Annotated in this window: 16 protein-coding genes; 11 read left to right on the top strand and 5 right to left on the bottom strand. The window is 64.5% G+C overall.

Features of this window, described 5'->3' with window-relative positions; translation table 11 throughout:
* Nucleotides 1–57: 57 nt before the first annotated feature.
* The 4 genes from QUV18_RS16845 to QUV18_RS16860 all read right to left on the bottom strand — a co-directional run bounded on the left by QUV18_RS16845 (nucleotide 58) and on the right by QUV18_RS16860 (nucleotide 4,422).
* The gene (locus tag QUV18_RS16845) at nucleotides 58–474 is read right to left on the bottom strand and encodes a hypothetical protein (protein WP_300895182.1); all 417 of its coding nucleotides are present in this window, start codon (nucleotides 472–474) and stop codon (nucleotides 58–60) included.
* A 124-nt stretch (nucleotides 475–598) separates the two neighbouring features.
* On the bottom strand, nucleotides 599–1,771 hold the full coding sequence (locus tag QUV18_RS16850; protein ID WP_300895183.1) for a hypothetical protein: 1,173 nt from the start codon (nucleotides 1,769–1,771) through the stop codon (nucleotides 599–601).
* Nucleotides 1,768–3,279, bottom strand: a complete 1,512-nt coding sequence (locus tag QUV18_RS16855; RefSeq protein WP_300895184.1) for a hypothetical protein — start codon at nucleotides 3,277–3,279, stop codon at nucleotides 1,768–1,770. The genes QUV18_RS16850 and QUV18_RS16855 overlap by 4 nt, the downstream gene beginning before the upstream one ends.
* 387 nt (nucleotides 3,280–3,666) lie before the next feature.
* Nucleotides 3,667–4,422, bottom strand: a complete 756-nt coding sequence (locus QUV18_RS16860) for an A24 family peptidase (RefSeq protein WP_300895185.1) — start codon at nucleotides 4,420–4,422, stop codon at nucleotides 3,667–3,669.
* Nucleotides 4,423–4,507: 85 nt separating this feature from the next.
* On the opposite strand from QUV18_RS16860, the gene gspG reads away from it, so the two are divergent.
* The 7 genes from gspG to gspM are packed head-to-tail and all read left to right on the top strand — an operon-like array spanning nucleotide 4,508 to nucleotide 9,085.
* Nucleotides 4,508–4,978, top strand: a complete 471-nt coding sequence (gene gspG / locus QUV18_RS16865) for a type II secretion system major pseudopilin GspG (protein WP_300895186.1) — start codon at nucleotides 4,508–4,510, stop codon at nucleotides 4,976–4,978.
* Nucleotides 4,963–5,412 (top strand): prepilin-type N-terminal cleavage/methylation domain-containing protein, encoded by a 450-nt coding sequence (locus tag QUV18_RS16870; RefSeq protein ID WP_300895187.1) that lies wholly within the window; start codon nucleotides 4,963–4,965, stop codon nucleotides 5,410–5,412. The genes gspG and QUV18_RS16870 overlap by 16 nt, the downstream gene beginning before the upstream one ends.
* Nucleotides 5,409–5,783 (top strand): type II secretion system minor pseudopilin GspI, encoded by a 375-nt coding sequence (gene gspI / locus QUV18_RS16875; protein ID WP_300895188.1) that lies wholly within the window; start codon nucleotides 5,409–5,411, stop codon nucleotides 5,781–5,783. Before QUV18_RS16870 ends, gspI begins: the two co-directional genes overlap by 4 nt.
* Nucleotides 5,780–6,460, top strand: coding sequence for a type II secretion system protein GspJ (locus QUV18_RS16880; protein WP_300895189.1), 681 nt, complete (start codon nucleotides 5,780–5,782; stop codon nucleotides 6,458–6,460). Before gspI ends, QUV18_RS16880 begins: the two co-directional genes overlap by 4 nt.
* Nucleotides 6,457–7,347 (top strand): type II secretion system minor pseudopilin GspK, encoded by an 891-nt coding sequence (gene gspK / locus QUV18_RS16885; protein WP_300895190.1) that lies wholly within the window; start codon nucleotides 6,457–6,459, stop codon nucleotides 7,345–7,347. Before QUV18_RS16880 ends, gspK begins: the two co-directional genes overlap by 4 nt.
* Nucleotides 7,344–8,594: a type II secretion system protein GspL gene (gene gspL / locus QUV18_RS16890; protein ID WP_300895214.1), complete on the top strand. Its 1,251-nt coding sequence runs from the start codon at nucleotides 7,344–7,346 to the stop codon at nucleotides 8,592–8,594. The genes gspK and gspL overlap by 4 nt, the downstream gene beginning before the upstream one ends.
* Complete coding sequence (gene gspM, locus QUV18_RS16895) at nucleotides 8,591–9,085, top strand: type II secretion system protein GspM (protein WP_300895191.1); 495 nt, start codon at nucleotides 8,591–8,593, stop codon at nucleotides 9,083–9,085. The genes gspL and gspM overlap by 4 nt, the downstream gene beginning before the upstream one ends.
* A 20-nt stretch (nucleotides 9,086–9,105) precedes the next feature.
* Here gspM and QUV18_RS16900 read toward each other — a convergent pair whose 3' ends face one another.
* Entirely contained in the window at nucleotides 9,106–9,591 is a 486-nt protein-coding gene (locus QUV18_RS16900; RefSeq protein ID WP_300895192.1) for a hypothetical protein, read from the bottom strand.
* Nucleotides 9,592–9,727: 136 nt separating this feature from the next.
* Here QUV18_RS16900 and QUV18_RS16905 point away from each other — a divergent pair, with 136 nt between their 5' ends.
* The 4 genes from QUV18_RS16905 to QUV18_RS16920 all read left to right on the top strand — a co-directional run bounded on the left by QUV18_RS16905 (nucleotide 9,728) and on the right by QUV18_RS16920 (nucleotide 15,007).
* A complete protein-coding gene (locus QUV18_RS16905) occupies nucleotides 9,728–10,201 on the top strand; it encodes a type II secretion system protein N (protein WP_300895193.1) in 474 nt (157 codons plus the stop codon).
* Between the two features lie 198 nt (nucleotides 10,202–10,399).
* Nucleotides 10,400–12,343, top strand: coding sequence for a secretin N-terminal domain-containing protein (locus tag QUV18_RS16910; RefSeq protein WP_366914673.1), 1,944 nt, complete (start codon nucleotides 10,400–10,402; stop codon nucleotides 12,341–12,343).
* 43 nt (nucleotides 12,344–12,386) lie between these two features.
* Complete coding sequence (locus QUV18_RS16915; protein ID WP_300895195.1) at nucleotides 12,387–13,799, top strand: GspE/PulE family protein; 1,413 nt, start codon at nucleotides 12,387–12,389, stop codon at nucleotides 13,797–13,799.
* Nucleotides 13,796–15,007: a type II secretion system F family protein gene (locus QUV18_RS16920; protein ID WP_300895196.1), complete on the top strand. Its 1,212-nt coding sequence runs from the start codon at nucleotides 13,796–13,798 to the stop codon at nucleotides 15,005–15,007. The genes QUV18_RS16915 and QUV18_RS16920 overlap by 4 nt, the downstream gene beginning before the upstream one ends.
* Nucleotides 15,008–15,010: the final 3 nt, after the last annotated feature.

A 15,010-nucleotide genomic window follows, 5' to 3' on the forward strand; every position in this document is an offset into this window, starting at 1 on the left:
AAGGTCCGCTATGATCCTCCTCCCGGTCGTTATCCCGGCCCTGCCGCCTGTCCCCGGTCAGCCTTCTTCCTGTACCTCTTCAGGCGTGATGATGACGCCCCTTGATACGACGAACGTGCCGGTCGTGTAGTACGGTATTTTTTCCTTGCCGCTCGCCTCTTCGCCGCGTCCGTCGTTGATCGCGTTCTTGATCTCGACTTCCTCGTCGGTGGCGGCCGTCAGTTCGTAGCGGTAAACACCGTCCAGTGCCTCCCCGCCGCGAAGTTCGAAAACCGGTGTCCCGCTGTTCGACTGCAGCGTCGTGACTTCGCCATCGGGTGCCACGATCGTCATGGTAGCATTGCTGAGGCCGCTCCAGTTCTCGAACCACACGGCGTTGGAATTGTGCTGCTGCACGGGATCGGCCGCGAACGCAGGCAAGGTGGCTGCCACGCCGAGCGCGGCTCCGAGAAGCAGGGTCTTCAATCCGGGCATGTCTGTTTTCTCCCTTCGGATTTTCTGGAAATGTTTGCGGCCGAGCCGGACGGGAAAGCGCTTGCATACAGAATGCCGTATGGCGCCATTTTAGCAGATGACGTACAATAAAGCATCACGAAGTTCAGGGTGTTTTCCCTCGCTCTTCTGCCATGCGCTGTGCCTCGTGGATCTGGTCAGCCGTCATGCGGGTTGAGAATTGCGCGCTAATGGCCGTGGCGTCCTTCTGGCCTGCCGAGGCCGCGAGGGTAAGCCACATCTGCCCTAGCACGAAGTCGAGCGGCACGCCGTTTCCGTTGAAATACATTACTCCAAGATTGATCATCGAGGGGCCATGGCCGGCCTCCGCGGCATCGCGAAACAACCGTGCCGCAGCTGCACTGTTGGCATGGGGGGCGTCCTCGGGGCTCGCAAGCAGCCATGCGACCTGGAATTGCGCAACCGGATCGCCGGACCGGGCCATTGCCTGGAGCTCATCCAGGGAAGGCTGGTCAGACGGGGGAGGGGCGAGACGAGGATCGTAAACCAGGCCAAGCCCGGTGTCGCGCATTCCGGCCTGACGGTAGAGTGCAACGGCGCGTTCCTCGTCGAACGGAACGCCGAAGCCGTTTTCATACATCACGCCGAGATTCCGAATTGCCTTGGAAAATCCCTGATCGGCCGATGCCTGGAAGAGTTTCGCGGCACGCTCGTAATCCTGCGGCACGCCTTGGCCACGGACATAGAGCAGGCCGAGATTGTTCTGCGCCCGCGCATGGCCTTCCGACGCGGGCCGCTCATAGAGAACTCGGGCCTTTGCAAAGTCCTGTTCGACCCCGCGGCCTTCCTGGTAGAGCACGCCCAGGCTGGTGGCGGCATCGTTGTGCCCGGCATCGGCGGCCTTCTGATAATATTCCGCGGCGGCAGCAGCGTCTGACGTTCCGTCGGCGCCGTTCTCCAGCGCGTGGGCAAGGTCGTAAAGATATCCCGCATCGCCGGTTTCCGCGGCTTTGCCGAGCCAGTGCAGGGCCTGGTCCTGATCCTTTTCGCCTCCGAGACCGCTGTGGAGATAGCGCCCCAGGAGGTTCTGCGCCTTCGCGTCCCCGCCTTCGGCGGCGAGCCTGGCCCATTCGGCCGACGTCTGGAAACTTTGCGTGACCCGCTGACCGTCACGGTAGATTTGCGCAAGCTCGGACTGGGCAGACGCGTCGCCGGAGTTTGCCTTCGAGACAAGGGCGTCGATGTCCGTATCCTGTGCCTTGGCCGCCCCCGAGAACAGGGTCAGGCACAGCAGCAGGCAGACTGTGCCGCGTTTCATTCGGACCTCGGCTCGGGCACGGGGTTCTGAACGGTCTGGTCCGCCTTGGGCGGCTGCGGCTCCTGTGTGGCAAACCAGTTGCGGGTTGCGCGTTGGGCCTCGGCCAGTTGTTCGGGCGTCATCAACTCACCGACGGTTTCGCGCAGCTTGGCCGCTTCGTCGACGCCGAAGGTGGCGGAAATGTTGAACCATTTATGTGCCGTTACATAGTCGAGCATGACGCTATCGCCGGTCATGTAGCGCTTTCCGAGAAGAAGCTGTGCCTGCGCGTCCCCTTCATTGGCTGCCTTCTCGAGCATCTTGATGCCGTCTTCCACCCGCTCGGTATCGTTGAGATACAGGAGGGCAACGGCCGTCATGGCGGGCCGGACACCTTCACTGGCCTGCTGTTCTAGCCAGGCCTCGGCCTCGACATCGCCATTGGCCGCGGCGAATTGGGCCCAGGGAACGGCCCTGTGCGGGGCCATTTTGCCGTCAAGCGTGCCTGCCGCGGCCAGGCGCCCCAGCTGGATGGCGGCATTGTCACCGTCGTTCGTTTCCAGCGCCTGCATATAGAGAGCTATGGCCGTATCGGTATTTTGCTCGACACCCTCGCCCGCCTCATAGAAGCCGGCGAGCGCGATCATCGCCCGGCCCAGCCCATGCTGGCTGGCCTGTGCGTACCACTTTATGGCGGTGGCCGTATCTTTCTCGACACTCATCCCCGCTGCGTAGGCATACCCGAGGTTGGCCATGGCGCCGCTGTCACCGGCTTCCGCGGCGCTATGCAGCCAGCGCAGGCCCTCGGCCGTGTTCTGTTCGACGATCTCTCCGCGAAGGTAATGCGTGCCAAGTTCGCGCTGGGCGACGGGCAGGCCGTTCTCGGCGGCACGCCGGTACCATTGCACGGCTTCGTCCGTGGCCTGTTCGGTGCCATCGCCCTGTTCAAGCCGAAGCGCGAGGCGAAACTGGGCCGGGAGGTGCCCGTTCTCGGCAGCTTTGCGGAGCCAGGTGACGGCAGCCTTCGGATCGGCCTCGGTGCCCATCCCGGCGTGGAATGCCTGGCTGAGAATGTACTGCGCTTCGACGTGGTCCTGTTCCGCCGCGGCGAGAAACCAGTTGAAGGCGGCGTTCTTGTCGGGTTCGACACCGGCGCCGGAATAGTAAAGTTGACCAAGCAGGAACTGCGCATCGCTGCCGCCGAGCGCCGCTGCGCGCGAGAGGAGTTCGCCGGCGCGCTTCGGGCTGAGCTCCAGAGCCTGATCGCCGGAAGTGTCTTCCGAGAATGATTCGCCACTCAGGTGGATTCTTGCGAGAAGCGTCATCGCCTCCACCTGGTTCTGGTCGGCGGCCTTGGCGAGCCAGTGCATCGCACCCGGTATATCCCGTGGGCCGCCCCGCCCTTCCAGAAGGATGCGTCCGTACCGGTAATTGGCCAGCGCCGTTCCCTCCTGTTCGGCAAGGTATTTCAACCCGTCGCGGGCGGAGGCGAAGTCACCGGATTGCCACGCCTGCTCGACCTGCTGCATGGTCGGTGGGTCCTGGTCTGTCGGAGAGGATGGGGTGCCGTCCTGAGCCGATGCCGCGAATGTGGACAAGGCAAATATCAGGCAGGTCGCGGGCCACATCATTGAAAATCGGAACGTGGGCAGGCACTCGGAATATTTCTTGCGCATATTTCTTCTCTGAACTCGGTACGGTTATTTTGTCGAACGGTAACGCACAAGCTCTCGCCGCGCTATCCCGGATTGGTTGCAGGTCAGGTGGATCAGGGGGCGCGAGCCGGGCGGTCGGGAGACCCGAAGATTGTCGAAGGCCGCGCTGCGTTCTTTCGCAGAACGGGCTTCGCCCCATTCGCCGGAAGAACGAACGACACAGTAACGACGGTCAGAATGGACGATGTCTTTGCGAGGCCGCTAGGCCGGAAGCCGCATCAGACACCACAGAAAGCCGGTTGCTGCCGCAAGAGACGCGCCGAATGGTAATGGCCGTGTTGCTGTCATCGGGCGTCGAGACACGAGGCTGTCCGCCACCGTCGAGGCCAGCGCGGCCAAGCTGGCGATAAGCAGCATCAGAGGCAAGTTCCATGGCCCGAGCGCAGCCCCGAGGCCGGCCATAAGTTTCACGTCTCCGGTGCCGAGCCCCTCGCGACCTCGCAGCGCCTTGTAGCCGATCTGCAGAACCAGGAAGGCACCGCTGCCAATTACGGCACCCGATACCGCTTCCGACACGCTTGGATGCCCTGTCTGCCAAGAGAGAAACATGACCAAAACGAACAGCAGCGCCGTCAGAATGTCGGGAAGCCGAAACCACAGCAGGTCAGTCGCGATCAGCGTCAGAAGCACCCACAGGAACAGCGCCGTCACCCATGTTTCGATGGCGCCGTGGCCCAGGATCACGGAAATGACGGCCAATCCGACCGAGGTGATTTCCATGTAAAGCAGCCAGGCGGGAATCCGGGCGCCGCAATGACGGCACGTGCCGCGAGACCAGGCGAACGACGCGATTGGCACGAGGTCAGGCAGCCCAAGGTTCCTTTTGCAACTCCGGCAGGCCGAGGGTTTCTTTACAAAGTCCTCGCCTCTCGGCAACCGGTCTGCCAATAGGGCAAGGAAAGAGCCGATTGCGGGGCTGGCTATCAGCAACAGGATATCGGCGTAAGTAATTGTCATTCCGTCTTGATAGGGGCCCCGGACCCGATTGTCAGCCCGCCGGTGCTCGACTAACATGACGTCCATTAAGAAAGAGGATTACCCGATGCAGCAACCCATATGCCGGGCTCCGGCCGAAAGGTCATTTCGAGACAGGCGGGACGCCGGATTTTCGCTGCTGGAACTGATGGTGGTCGTTGTCATCCTGTCCATTCTTGCCCTTGTCGTCGTGCCCCGAGTCATCGACCGGCCGGACCAGGCACGGGTCGCAAGGGCGCAGTCTGATATTGCGGCCATTTCCAGTGCCGTGAACCTGTATCGGCTGGACAATTTCCGCTATCCCTCGACCGAACAGGGGCTTCAGGCGCTGGTGACGAAGCCCTCGAGCGAGCCCGTGCCTCCGAACTGGGCGACGAACGGCTACATGGACCGGCTTCCCGTCGATCCCTGGGGGCAGCCTTACCAGTATCTGGAACCGGGCGTTCACGGCGATTTCGACGTGTTCTCCTATGGCGCCGACGGCGCGCCGGGTGGTACCGGGATCGACGCGGACATAGGGTCTTGGACCACAAGCTGATCTCTTCGCGATCGGCGGGTTTCACGCTGATCGAGCTTCTGGTCGCTGTTGCCGTGATGGCGGTCATAACCCTTGGGGCCGTATTGGCGGCAGGCCGTGGGCAAGGTACGCAGGCACCGGACATGGCCCTGTTCACCGAACGGTTCGAAACGGCACGGGCGCTGGCTGTCGAAGGGCGAAGAACGGGCGGGCTGGCGATCAGGCCGGATGATTCCCAACTGTTCTGGCAGGTGGGCGGCGAATGGGTCGAGAAATCGGATCCGGTTCCATGGAGGGGGCGTGTCAGCTTCAACCGGCCGGGAGCAACCGCAGGCCAGATCCGGCCCGACATCCTGTTCCTGTCGAACGGGCAGAGCACGGCTTTCACGATTTCATTCGCTGGCGGCGAATGCGAGAACGACGGATGGACAGGCCTGCGATGTGCGGACCGTTGAAGAACCGGCGCGGTGCAACGCGCGGGCTTACCCTGCTCGAGCTCGTCGTGGCAGTGCTGGTGCTGTCCGTCGGGAGCATCGCGGCGATCCGGGCGACCGATCAGTCGCGCGTGGCGATCGGAGGGCTTCCGTCGCGCGTTGTCAGTGCGATCGTCGCGCGCAACCGTATCCAGGAGGCGCGTCTCTACGGCCCGGCCGAACTGGGAACATTGCCGGATGAAGTGCAGATGGGCGGACGGGCCTACGTTGTCGAGCATGAAACGGAAACGACGGCGGGCGGGCTTGTCAGGCTGACGGTATCGGCGCGCGGACCGGACGGTGCCGGCGCGCAATTCGTGGCGTTCCTGCCGCCGAGAGGACTTGTGCCATGAGCCGTTCAACCTCGCGCGGTCTTACGCTGATCGAGCTTGTCGTCGCGATGTCGATCTTCGCGATGGTGGCCGTCATGGGGATGCAAAGCCTGACCGGCACGCTGCGCCTGCGCGACAGGCTTGCCGATACCGCGGAACAGACCGCCGGGCTGGGAGCCGCGACCTCGCTCCTGCGGAACGATCTCTCGGCCGCGATTTCGCTGCTGTTCTATCCCGCGGAAGCCGAACGCCCGCGGCCTTCGCTGGATGCATCCGGCGAGGGCCAGGGGTTCGCCCTTTCGCTCGGCGGACAACCCGTAATGCCGGATACCGGCAGTGACGGCCTGACGGCGCCGCGACAGCGCGTCGAGTGGTATGTCGAGGCCGAGACGAGTCGGTTGATCCGGCAGGTCTGGCCAACGCTCTACCCTGTCGAGACCAGGCAGGTTTCGCAGGCAGCGGTGATCATGGAAGGCGTGCAGGGTCTCGAATTGCGTTCTTACTGGGTCGGGGTCGGGTGGGTGGCTGGCGTCCGGCCGGAAAACATGCCCCTGCCGGGGCCGCGGGACGTGGCTTTCGATTCCGACGAAGGTGTCGCCCTGTCCGAAGCCCTTTCCGACCCGCTACCGCTGGCATTGGAGGTGGCGCTGGTGACGCGGGATCTCGGTCGGATCACGCTGATGGAAACGCTGCGATGACCGCGTCGCGTGGCTTCGTCCTGGTGAACGCGCTGATCATCGTCGCGGCGCTCTCGGTGGTCTCGGTCTGGCTTCTCTCACGGGCCGAGACCGGTCGTGCCCGGGCCGCCGCGGCACAGGAGGCGGTTCAGTTGGAATTGTACCTCGACGCTTACGAAAATCTTGCTTTAAAGCTGCTCGACGACGATCTGCCGACGGTGGACGATCTTTCCGAAGCCTGGGCAAGGGAGGACCACGAACTTGCCCTTGACCGGGGACGGATCGCCGGCCGCATCGAGGACCTGAACAGTCGGTTCAACGTCAATTGGCTGGCAAATCCCGAGGCCGAGAGGGCGCGGGCGGCCTTTGACCGGCTTGCCCTGACGCTGGGACTTCAGCCGAAGACAACCGAGATCATCGTCGCGGCGATTACCGGAACGGAAGAACCCGACCGGGATGACCGGAGGCGCTACGTGGAAATTCCGCCCAGGGGGCCCGTTGTCTTGGTCGAGCAGCTTGCGATCCCCCCGTCTGAGCTTGCCATATTGCGGCCCTACCTCGCCGCGTTGCCTGCCGACAGCCGGCTGAACGTCAACACGGCGAGCGAAGCAGTTCTGTCTAGTCTTCTGCTACCCGATGGCAATCCAAGCGCGCTGACCGCAGTCCTGGCGAGGCGCGAGCAGGACCCGTATGAGTCGGTATCCGAGTTCAACGAGGCGGTGATGGCACGACTGGGCGAAGACTTCGAGGAACAACTTGCCGGGCTCCGGTTGAGCGTCAATTCCGACTGGTTCGTGGCGACCGCGGTGGCAGAGCTCGGCGGCTATCTGGCAACACGACGGGCCATAGTTCGACGTAACCCGCTTCCCGCAGGCGCGATGGTCGCATATCGTGAGGACAGTTGGTGAAGGTGGAGCGACAGTCAGTGAACGCCCGGAGCGAGGCATATTCCGAGAGGGTGCAGGCGCCGTTTGACGACGGCGGACCGGACGGCTTCGTGTATCTTGCCGCGGAGAAAGAGCCCCTTCGGCACCGCCAGATCGGCTTGGTATCCGGGGCGGAGGTGCCACTGCTGCCGGTGGCACTGCCGGATGCGCTGCAAGGCTATGCCCGCGAGCAGGTCGCCCAGAGGCAAGTGTGCGACAGCCTGGGGGCAAAGGCGGAGGCGGTGGAAATCCGGCCATTCACAGGATCGGGGCTAAAGCGAAACTGGAACAGGGCGATTGTCGCAGATCCCGACAGCCTGAAGCGTTGGCGCGAAATTGCCGGGGCCGGGGGGCGCGCGGTGCTGCCCGACTACCTGGCATTGCCCGCGGCAGACGGTATCTGGGTCGTAAGCGGTTCGGATGGCATGCTGCAGGCTCGGCTGGGCCCGCACGACGGGTTCAGCGCGACGCCGGCGGTGGCGACACAGCTGCTGCGCCTCGCGCTTGCGGAAGCCGAGACGCTGCCAAAGGCGCTTTATGCGATGTCCGCGTTACCGGCTTCGATCGAGGCCATGTTTTCAGAGCGTGACGTGCCGGTGGCCAGCAGCGAGGCGGACCTGCAGGCGCTCGACCTCGAGCCTCCGCGTCGGCTTGCGCATGGAGAATTGGGCTGTGACCTGCGCCTTGATCCCCGCGCCGCACGCAATCGCCTGGCGTCACGGGTTTTGCCGTGGCGTTGGCCGCTATTGGCCGGGTTGGTGGCCGTGTCACTCTGGTCCGCCACTCAAATTCTGGCGATCAATTCCTTCCGTGAGGAGGCTGCAAGGGTTCGCGCCGCCACGTTGCAGGTGGTGCGAGAGTCGTTCGTTCCCGAAGGCCCCATCCTGGATATCCGCACGCAGGTCAGTCGGGCGCTGGCCGAGGCTCGGGTCGCCGCCAGCGGGCAGGACGATTCTGTCGCGATGCTCGACCTGATGGGCCTGATGACCGATGTCCTCATGTCGGAAGGCGCGAAGCCGATCCTGCTGGGATATGTCGCCGACGAGAATATCCGCGCGGTGCTTCAGGTCGCGGATTTCGCTGCGGCCGAAACGCTGGCCGGAGCACTTCGCGACGCGGGTCTCGACGTGCGGGTCGTGGAATCCCGCGCGGAAGATGGCGACGAGGGCGTTCGCACGGAACTGGAGATATCAGCGAGACAGACCGAGCAGGCGGAGGGCCGGCCATGAGCGGAAGGCTGATAGATTTCCTGCTGCGGCTTGCCCCGAGAGAGCGGTTCCTGCTTGGGATGCTGGTCGTGGTCCTGCTCGTGGTCGGGGTTGGCTATGGCGCCGTCTGGCCCCTTGCCGAAGAACGTCGCGCCGCGCAGGAAGAGCTTTTGCAATCGCTGGCGCTTGATGCCTGGGTGGTGGAGCGGCGTGACGAGCTTGCCGGGCTCGACCGGCCTGCCGACGTTCAGGAGGTGCGGGAGCCGGTTGGCGCCAGTGCCATCGAACAGGGTCTCATCACGCGGCAGTTGCGGGCCAGCCTGACCCGGTTGGAAACGCGGGAGGGTGGCGAAATTGCGATGAGGTTCGACCTCGTGCCGTTCACTCAGTTCATGCACTGGCTGGATGCCGAGGACCCGGTCTGGGGTTACAGCATCGAACAGCTTCGGATCGAGCGGACCGACCGGCCCGCAATGGTGGAGGCGCGGCTGACGCTCGTCCCGGCGCAGTAGCGCCGGGTCTGCTCGGGACGTCAGAGCGTTTTGAGCGTGGTGTCCATGCTGGATTTCCGCCCGGCCATGGCGCCCAACGGGTCGAGTTCCGGATCGTTCGCCAGCATCTCGCCAAGCGCGGCCGTTGCTTTCAAGAAATGCTGCCTAGCGGCGGTTCGGTCGCCGACCGCCATGGCCGCGAGACCCAGCTCGTGTTCCGCCGTTCCATGAACCGACAGTGCAGCGCTGCGGCCCGTGCCATGCAGCGACGCGGCCAGTGCGCCTGCATGTGCCGAGGCATCGGAGAACTTCCCGGCCCGAAGCAGGGCGTGCGAATACTCCAGCTTGAGGCGCGGCGCCAGCGGCCCTGATTTCGGGATCAATTCGGAATAATGTTCCGTTGCGCGAACGTAGAGACCGCGTTCAAGCGCGTCCCGGGCCACGGCGTATTGCTGCTGGAACCCCTTTTGCCCGACGCCGGTGCCCTCGGCGCAGCTGCCAAGCACGAAGATCAGGGCGAACCACACGCCCCTTGCAACTGATTTTGCCTGCATTTTCCTGCTCTGTTTATTATTGGTTTTGATAAGAGTACCATTACGGAAGGTTCTGCGTCTACTGACCTGGACGTCAACGTGTGGCACGTGTTGCCGGAGAAGGACACATATGCGCCTGTTGGCTTACATCGTTCTGTTGATCGCGCTCGCATCGGCGGGGTGGGCGGCGCAGCAGTTCTGGGACGAGTGGACTGTCGAGCGCGAGCCGCAGGTCCGGCGATCGGCCACGCAAACGGGCGAGGCGCAACCGCCCGAAAGGCAGGTGGTGTCGCGGCAATGGCCGGCCGTGTTCGGAGAGCCGCAGCCGCCCGCGCCGCCCGAGCCGCAGCCGCCCAAGCAGGAAGAGGAGCCGCAACCGCCACCGCAGGCGATGCCGCCGCTGGACAGCATGGGATACAAGCTGACCGGCGTGATCGAGATGAACGACGGGGTCTGGGCGATGATATCCCATCCGTCAGGCGAGCAGATCCTGCGCCAGGGGGATGAGCTGACCGAAGGACTGGTCGTCACGCGGATTTCCAAGACGGGGCTGTGGGCGGCGCCGGATGGCGGCGAGGAAATGATGCTGGGCTTCCCGGAGTGAGGCATCGCGGGCCGGTCTGGCCGGGCGCGCGCGTGAGTCCGGAATGCATCCCTTGAGCGGCTTATTGCAGCAAAAGAATATTATTGGGTGCGAAATGCGCCTCGATAGGCTAAACTGCCACCAGTAAAGCAGGTTTTCCGCCTTGATACCCATCCGATAATTGGGACTGGCGGTGGTCAAAAGAGGCACGGGCAGATCATGAAACATATCGCACGACTGCGATCCATTTGGGTCGCACTTGTCTTTGGGTTGTGCGTTGCCGCTCTGGTTCCGCAATCGGCCCGCGCGCAGGTCGGATTGAGCCTGCGGGACGCGGATTTGCGGAGCTTCGTGGAAATCGTGGCAGAGGCGACCGGGCGCAGCTTCGTCCTCGACCCGGCCGTGCGTGGCACGGTGACGGTTCTGGCGCCGGAAGAAATCACGCCCGACGAATTGTACGAGGTCTTTCTCAGCGTTCTGGAACTCAATCGCCTGACCATCGTCGAAGGGGTGGGCGCGGACCGCATCGTGCAGATGAACACTGCACGGGAGATCGCGCCGGTGACGCCCGGCGAGAGCGGGTACGAGACGCGGATCATCACCATCGAGCATACCCCGGTGCAGGAGATCATCGAGGTGATCCGCCCCCTGCTTCCGGCCGAGGCGGTGGTCTCGGGCGTGCCGGGGTCGAACCTGCTGATCCTGTCGGATCGCGGCCAGAACCACCGGCGCATCGAGGCGCTGATCCGGCGGCTGGACGAGCCCAAGGACGAGCCGATCGAGATATTGCGGCTGCGCAACGCGGATGCGTCGGAAGTGCTGCAGGTCATCCAGTCGATGCAGATCATTCCCGAGGGCGCGAATGTCAGCGCCGACCGGCGGTCGAACGCGCTGGTGATTGCCGGGCCCGAGACCCTGCGCAACCAGGTGCGCACGCTGGCCGCGCGGCTGGACACGCAGCGCAACAACACGGTGAGCCACGCGATCGGGCTGAATTACGCGGATGCGTCCGCCATGGCGGGTGTCGTGCTGAGCAGCATCACACAGCAGGGGGTCGAGGCGCAGCAGGGCGAGATCCGGATCGTGCCGGAGCCGCAGACCAACACCCTGCTGATCAGCGCGCCCGAGGAGCGGATGAGCGACATCATTGCCATGGTGCGCTATCTCGACCGGCGGCCGACGCAGGTTCTGGTAGAAGCGGTGATCTTCGAGATGTCGGTCGAGGGGTTCTCGGACCTGTCGGCGCAGTTTGCGGGGATCATCAACTCGGCCGTAGTGGGCGGCGCGCAGTTCACGCTGGAGGGCCGACCCAGCCTGACCAACCTGGTATCGAGCGTGATCAGCGGCGAGTCTGTCGATGCGGGGCCAGGCGGTATCATCGCCGGGGTGCCCAGCCAGTCGGATCGCGGCATTGCCGGGTTCCTGGCGGCGGTGGCGCGGACGCAGTCGACCAAGCTGCTGTCGACCCCGTCAATCATGACGCTGAACAACGAGGAGGCCGAGATCATCGTGGCGCAGAACGTGCCGTTCGTGACCGGCTCCTTCGCGACGGTGGGCGAGGATGCGGTGCCGGACAACCCGTTCCAGACCATCGAGCGGCAGGATGTGGGCCTGACGCTGAACGTGACGCCGCAGATCAATGCCGACAACACGGTGAAGATGGTGGTCAAGCAGGAGGTGTCGAACCTGACCAACAGCTCGGCCTCGGCCGGAGGGGAGATCACCTCGAAACGCTCGCTCTCGACGACGGTGCTGGTGCACAGCGGCAACGTGATCATGCTGGGCGGGTTGCTTGAGAACGGTTCCGGCGCGGCCCAGCAGGAAGTGCCGGGGCTGGCCAAGCTGCCGCTGGTGGGTGGATTGTTCCGGGGCAAGAACGCGTCGAAGAACCAGCGCGTGCTTCTTGTCATGCTGCGCCCGAAGGTGGTGAACTCCGAGGAGGAGGCAAAACGGCTGACCCAGCAGCTTGCGCGCGAGGCGAAAGCGGCAAGTCTTGCCATCGACCCCATTGATGATGGAAACTTCCCGCGCAAGCCAGGCTCGACCCTGCCGTTCGACGGGGCCGACCTGAACCAACCGTTCGATGCCGGATTCGTGGATGATGTCGCGCAAAGCAGGAAATACCCACCCCTCCCCACCCGGATCCAGTTCGGGGGCAGTTGAGGGCCGGGCGCGGTTGCCCTTTCCCTTCGCGCGGGATCAGCAGGTGCTGTTGGACGGAGCCCGGATCGTTATCGGGCCTGAGGCCACGGCGTTCGGACTGCGCGAAGCGCAACGCCGGGCAGGCGCGGTTGCGGTGGAGCTGGTCGAGGAAACCCAGGCCGGGTTCGAAACGGCGCTGACGCGGCTATACGGCTCGAGCGAGACCGACGGGCAGGCAGATGAGCCGGAAACCCTGTTCGATCTCGAAGAGAATGCCGGCCAGGCGGCGCAGCGCGACCTGCTGGAAGAACCCGGTGACGCCCCAGTCATCCGTCTCGTCAATCAACTCATGCGGCGGGCCGTGACCTCGGGTGCGTCTGACCTTCATGTCGAGCCATACGAGGGCGGTCTGCGGGTGCGTATGCGGATCGACGGGTTCCTTCAGAAGGTGATGGATCGCAACGATGTGCCGGTGCGGCGGGTGATTTCCCGGCTCAAGGTGATGGCCGGGCTCGACATTTCCGAAACGCGACTGCCGCAGGACGGGCGGATACCTGTGCGGCTGGGCGGGCGGCTGATCGACACGCGGGTGTCTTCCCTGCCGGGCAATTATGGCGAACGGATCGTGCTTAGGATTCTTGACCGCTCCACTGGCCTGATGCCGCTCTCCGATCTCGGGCTCAGCCGGACACAGGAAGACCTGCTGAAGCGGCTGTCGGCGTTACCGAACGGAATCATCCTTGCCACTGGCCCGACCGGATCTGGCAAGACGACCACGCTCTATTCCCTCCTGAAGCTCGCGAACCGGCACGAGCGCAATATCGTCACGGTCGAGGACCCGATCGAGTATGACATTGCGGATATCTCGCAAAGCCAGATCAACGCCGATATCGGGATGACCTTCGCCGCGGGGTTGCGTGCCACGTTGCGGCAGGACCCGGACGTGATCCTCGTTGGTGAGATCCGTGACGTCGAGACGGCGTCGGTGGCCTCGCAGGCGGCGCTGACTGGTCACCTGGTGTTTTCGTCGCTCCACGCCAACGGCTCCATGGGGGCGGTGGTGCGGCTGCGCGACCTGGGGCTCGACAACTTTCTGATCGCAGCGACGCTTCGGGGGGTGGTTGCACAACGGCTGTTGCGCCGGCTGTGCACGCAGTGCAGCCAGGAGCGGGCGCCCAACCCGACAGAGGCCGCGCATTTCACGCGCCACGGCCTGGCAGTGCCGGAACACATCCATGATGCGGGCGGATGCGTGTCCTGCAACCAGACCGGCTATGCAGGCCGGCTTGGCATCTTCGAAATGGTAGAGGTCGGCGAGACCCTGCGCGAGGCGATTGACCGCGGTGCATCTGAAGGTGAGTTGAGATCGCTGGCCATCAGCGATGCGGAAACACTGATCGGTCAGGGCCTCTCCGAAGTGGCGTCGGGCCGAACGAGCCTTGTGGAAGCGCTGCGCGTGGTGGGAGACGTGGCGTGAAGGCCTACAGCTACGTTGCCTACACGGCAGAAGGGCGCCGGAAGACCGGAACGGTCATCGGCGAAACCGAAACACACGCGACCCACCAGTTGCAGGAGCAGGGGCTTTTCCCGTCGGAACTGACGGCTCGGGCGCGGGGAAGGTCCTCTCTGGCGGCCGATTTCGGCCGAGCACGGCTCAGTGCAGAGTTGCAGGCCGTTCTCACCCGGCAGCTCGCAGTTCTGCTGGCCGCCGACCTGCCCGCCGAGGCGGCGTTGAAAGCAGTGCGCGCGGGCGGCAGCCCGGCGCTGGAGAAGGTGGCGGCCAACGCGCAGGCGGCGTTGATGGACGGCGCGCCGCTGAGCGAGGCGCTGGAGAACAGCGGGGCGGGGTTCCCGCGCTACTACATCGCCTCGATCCGGTCGGGGGAGACGGCGGGCGATGCCGCGCAGGTCTTCTCGGAACTGGCCGACCACCTCGAAACCCGCGGCACGGACCGTGCGCAGATTTCCAGCGCCCTTGTCTATCCGGCCTTCGTGGCGGCGGTGTCGCTGCTGGTGTGCGGTATCCTGATGATCAACGTGGCACCGGAGATCGTGTCGCTGTTCGAGATATCGGGGCGTCCGCTGCCGGAGTTGACGCAGGTCATGCTGGCCATCAGCGGCTGGATCCAGGATAACGCGATACCGATCGGCGCGGTGCTGGCGGTTCTGCTGCTGACCATCGTGATGAGCCGCTACGTGCCGGCGCTGCGGCGTGCGCGGGACAGGATCGGGCTGCGCCTGCCCATCGTGGGGCGGCTGATGCGGCAATCCTGTTCGGTGCAGTACTTGCGGACGCTGGCGCTGGTGCTGGCAAGCCGCCAGCCCGCCGTTCAGGCCTGTGCAAGCGCGGCCGGCGTGATGGACATAGAGCGGTTCCGGGCGGAGGCCGACGCGGTGACTGAGGCCGTTCGGGGCGGCGATACGCTGAGCCGTGCGCTCGAGAACCTCAGCCCCATCCCGCCGGTGGCCCGCCAGTTGATCGCGGCGGGCGAGATGTCGGCGCGGCTGGCGCGGATGGTGGGGCGCGCCGCGCTGCTCGTCGAGAACGGGCTGTCTACCGAGCGCAAACGCATTGCTGCGCTGCTGGAGCCGATGCTGATGATCCTCGTCGGCGCACTGGTGCTGGTGATCGTGCTCTCCGTGCTACTGCCGATCTTCGACCTGCAATCCGTCGTCGCCAACTGATGC

The sequence above is a fragment of the Roseovarius sp. genome (assembly GCF_030373445.1).
Classification (GTDB): domain Bacteria; phylum Pseudomonadota; class Alphaproteobacteria; order Rhodobacterales; family Rhodobacteraceae; genus Roseovarius.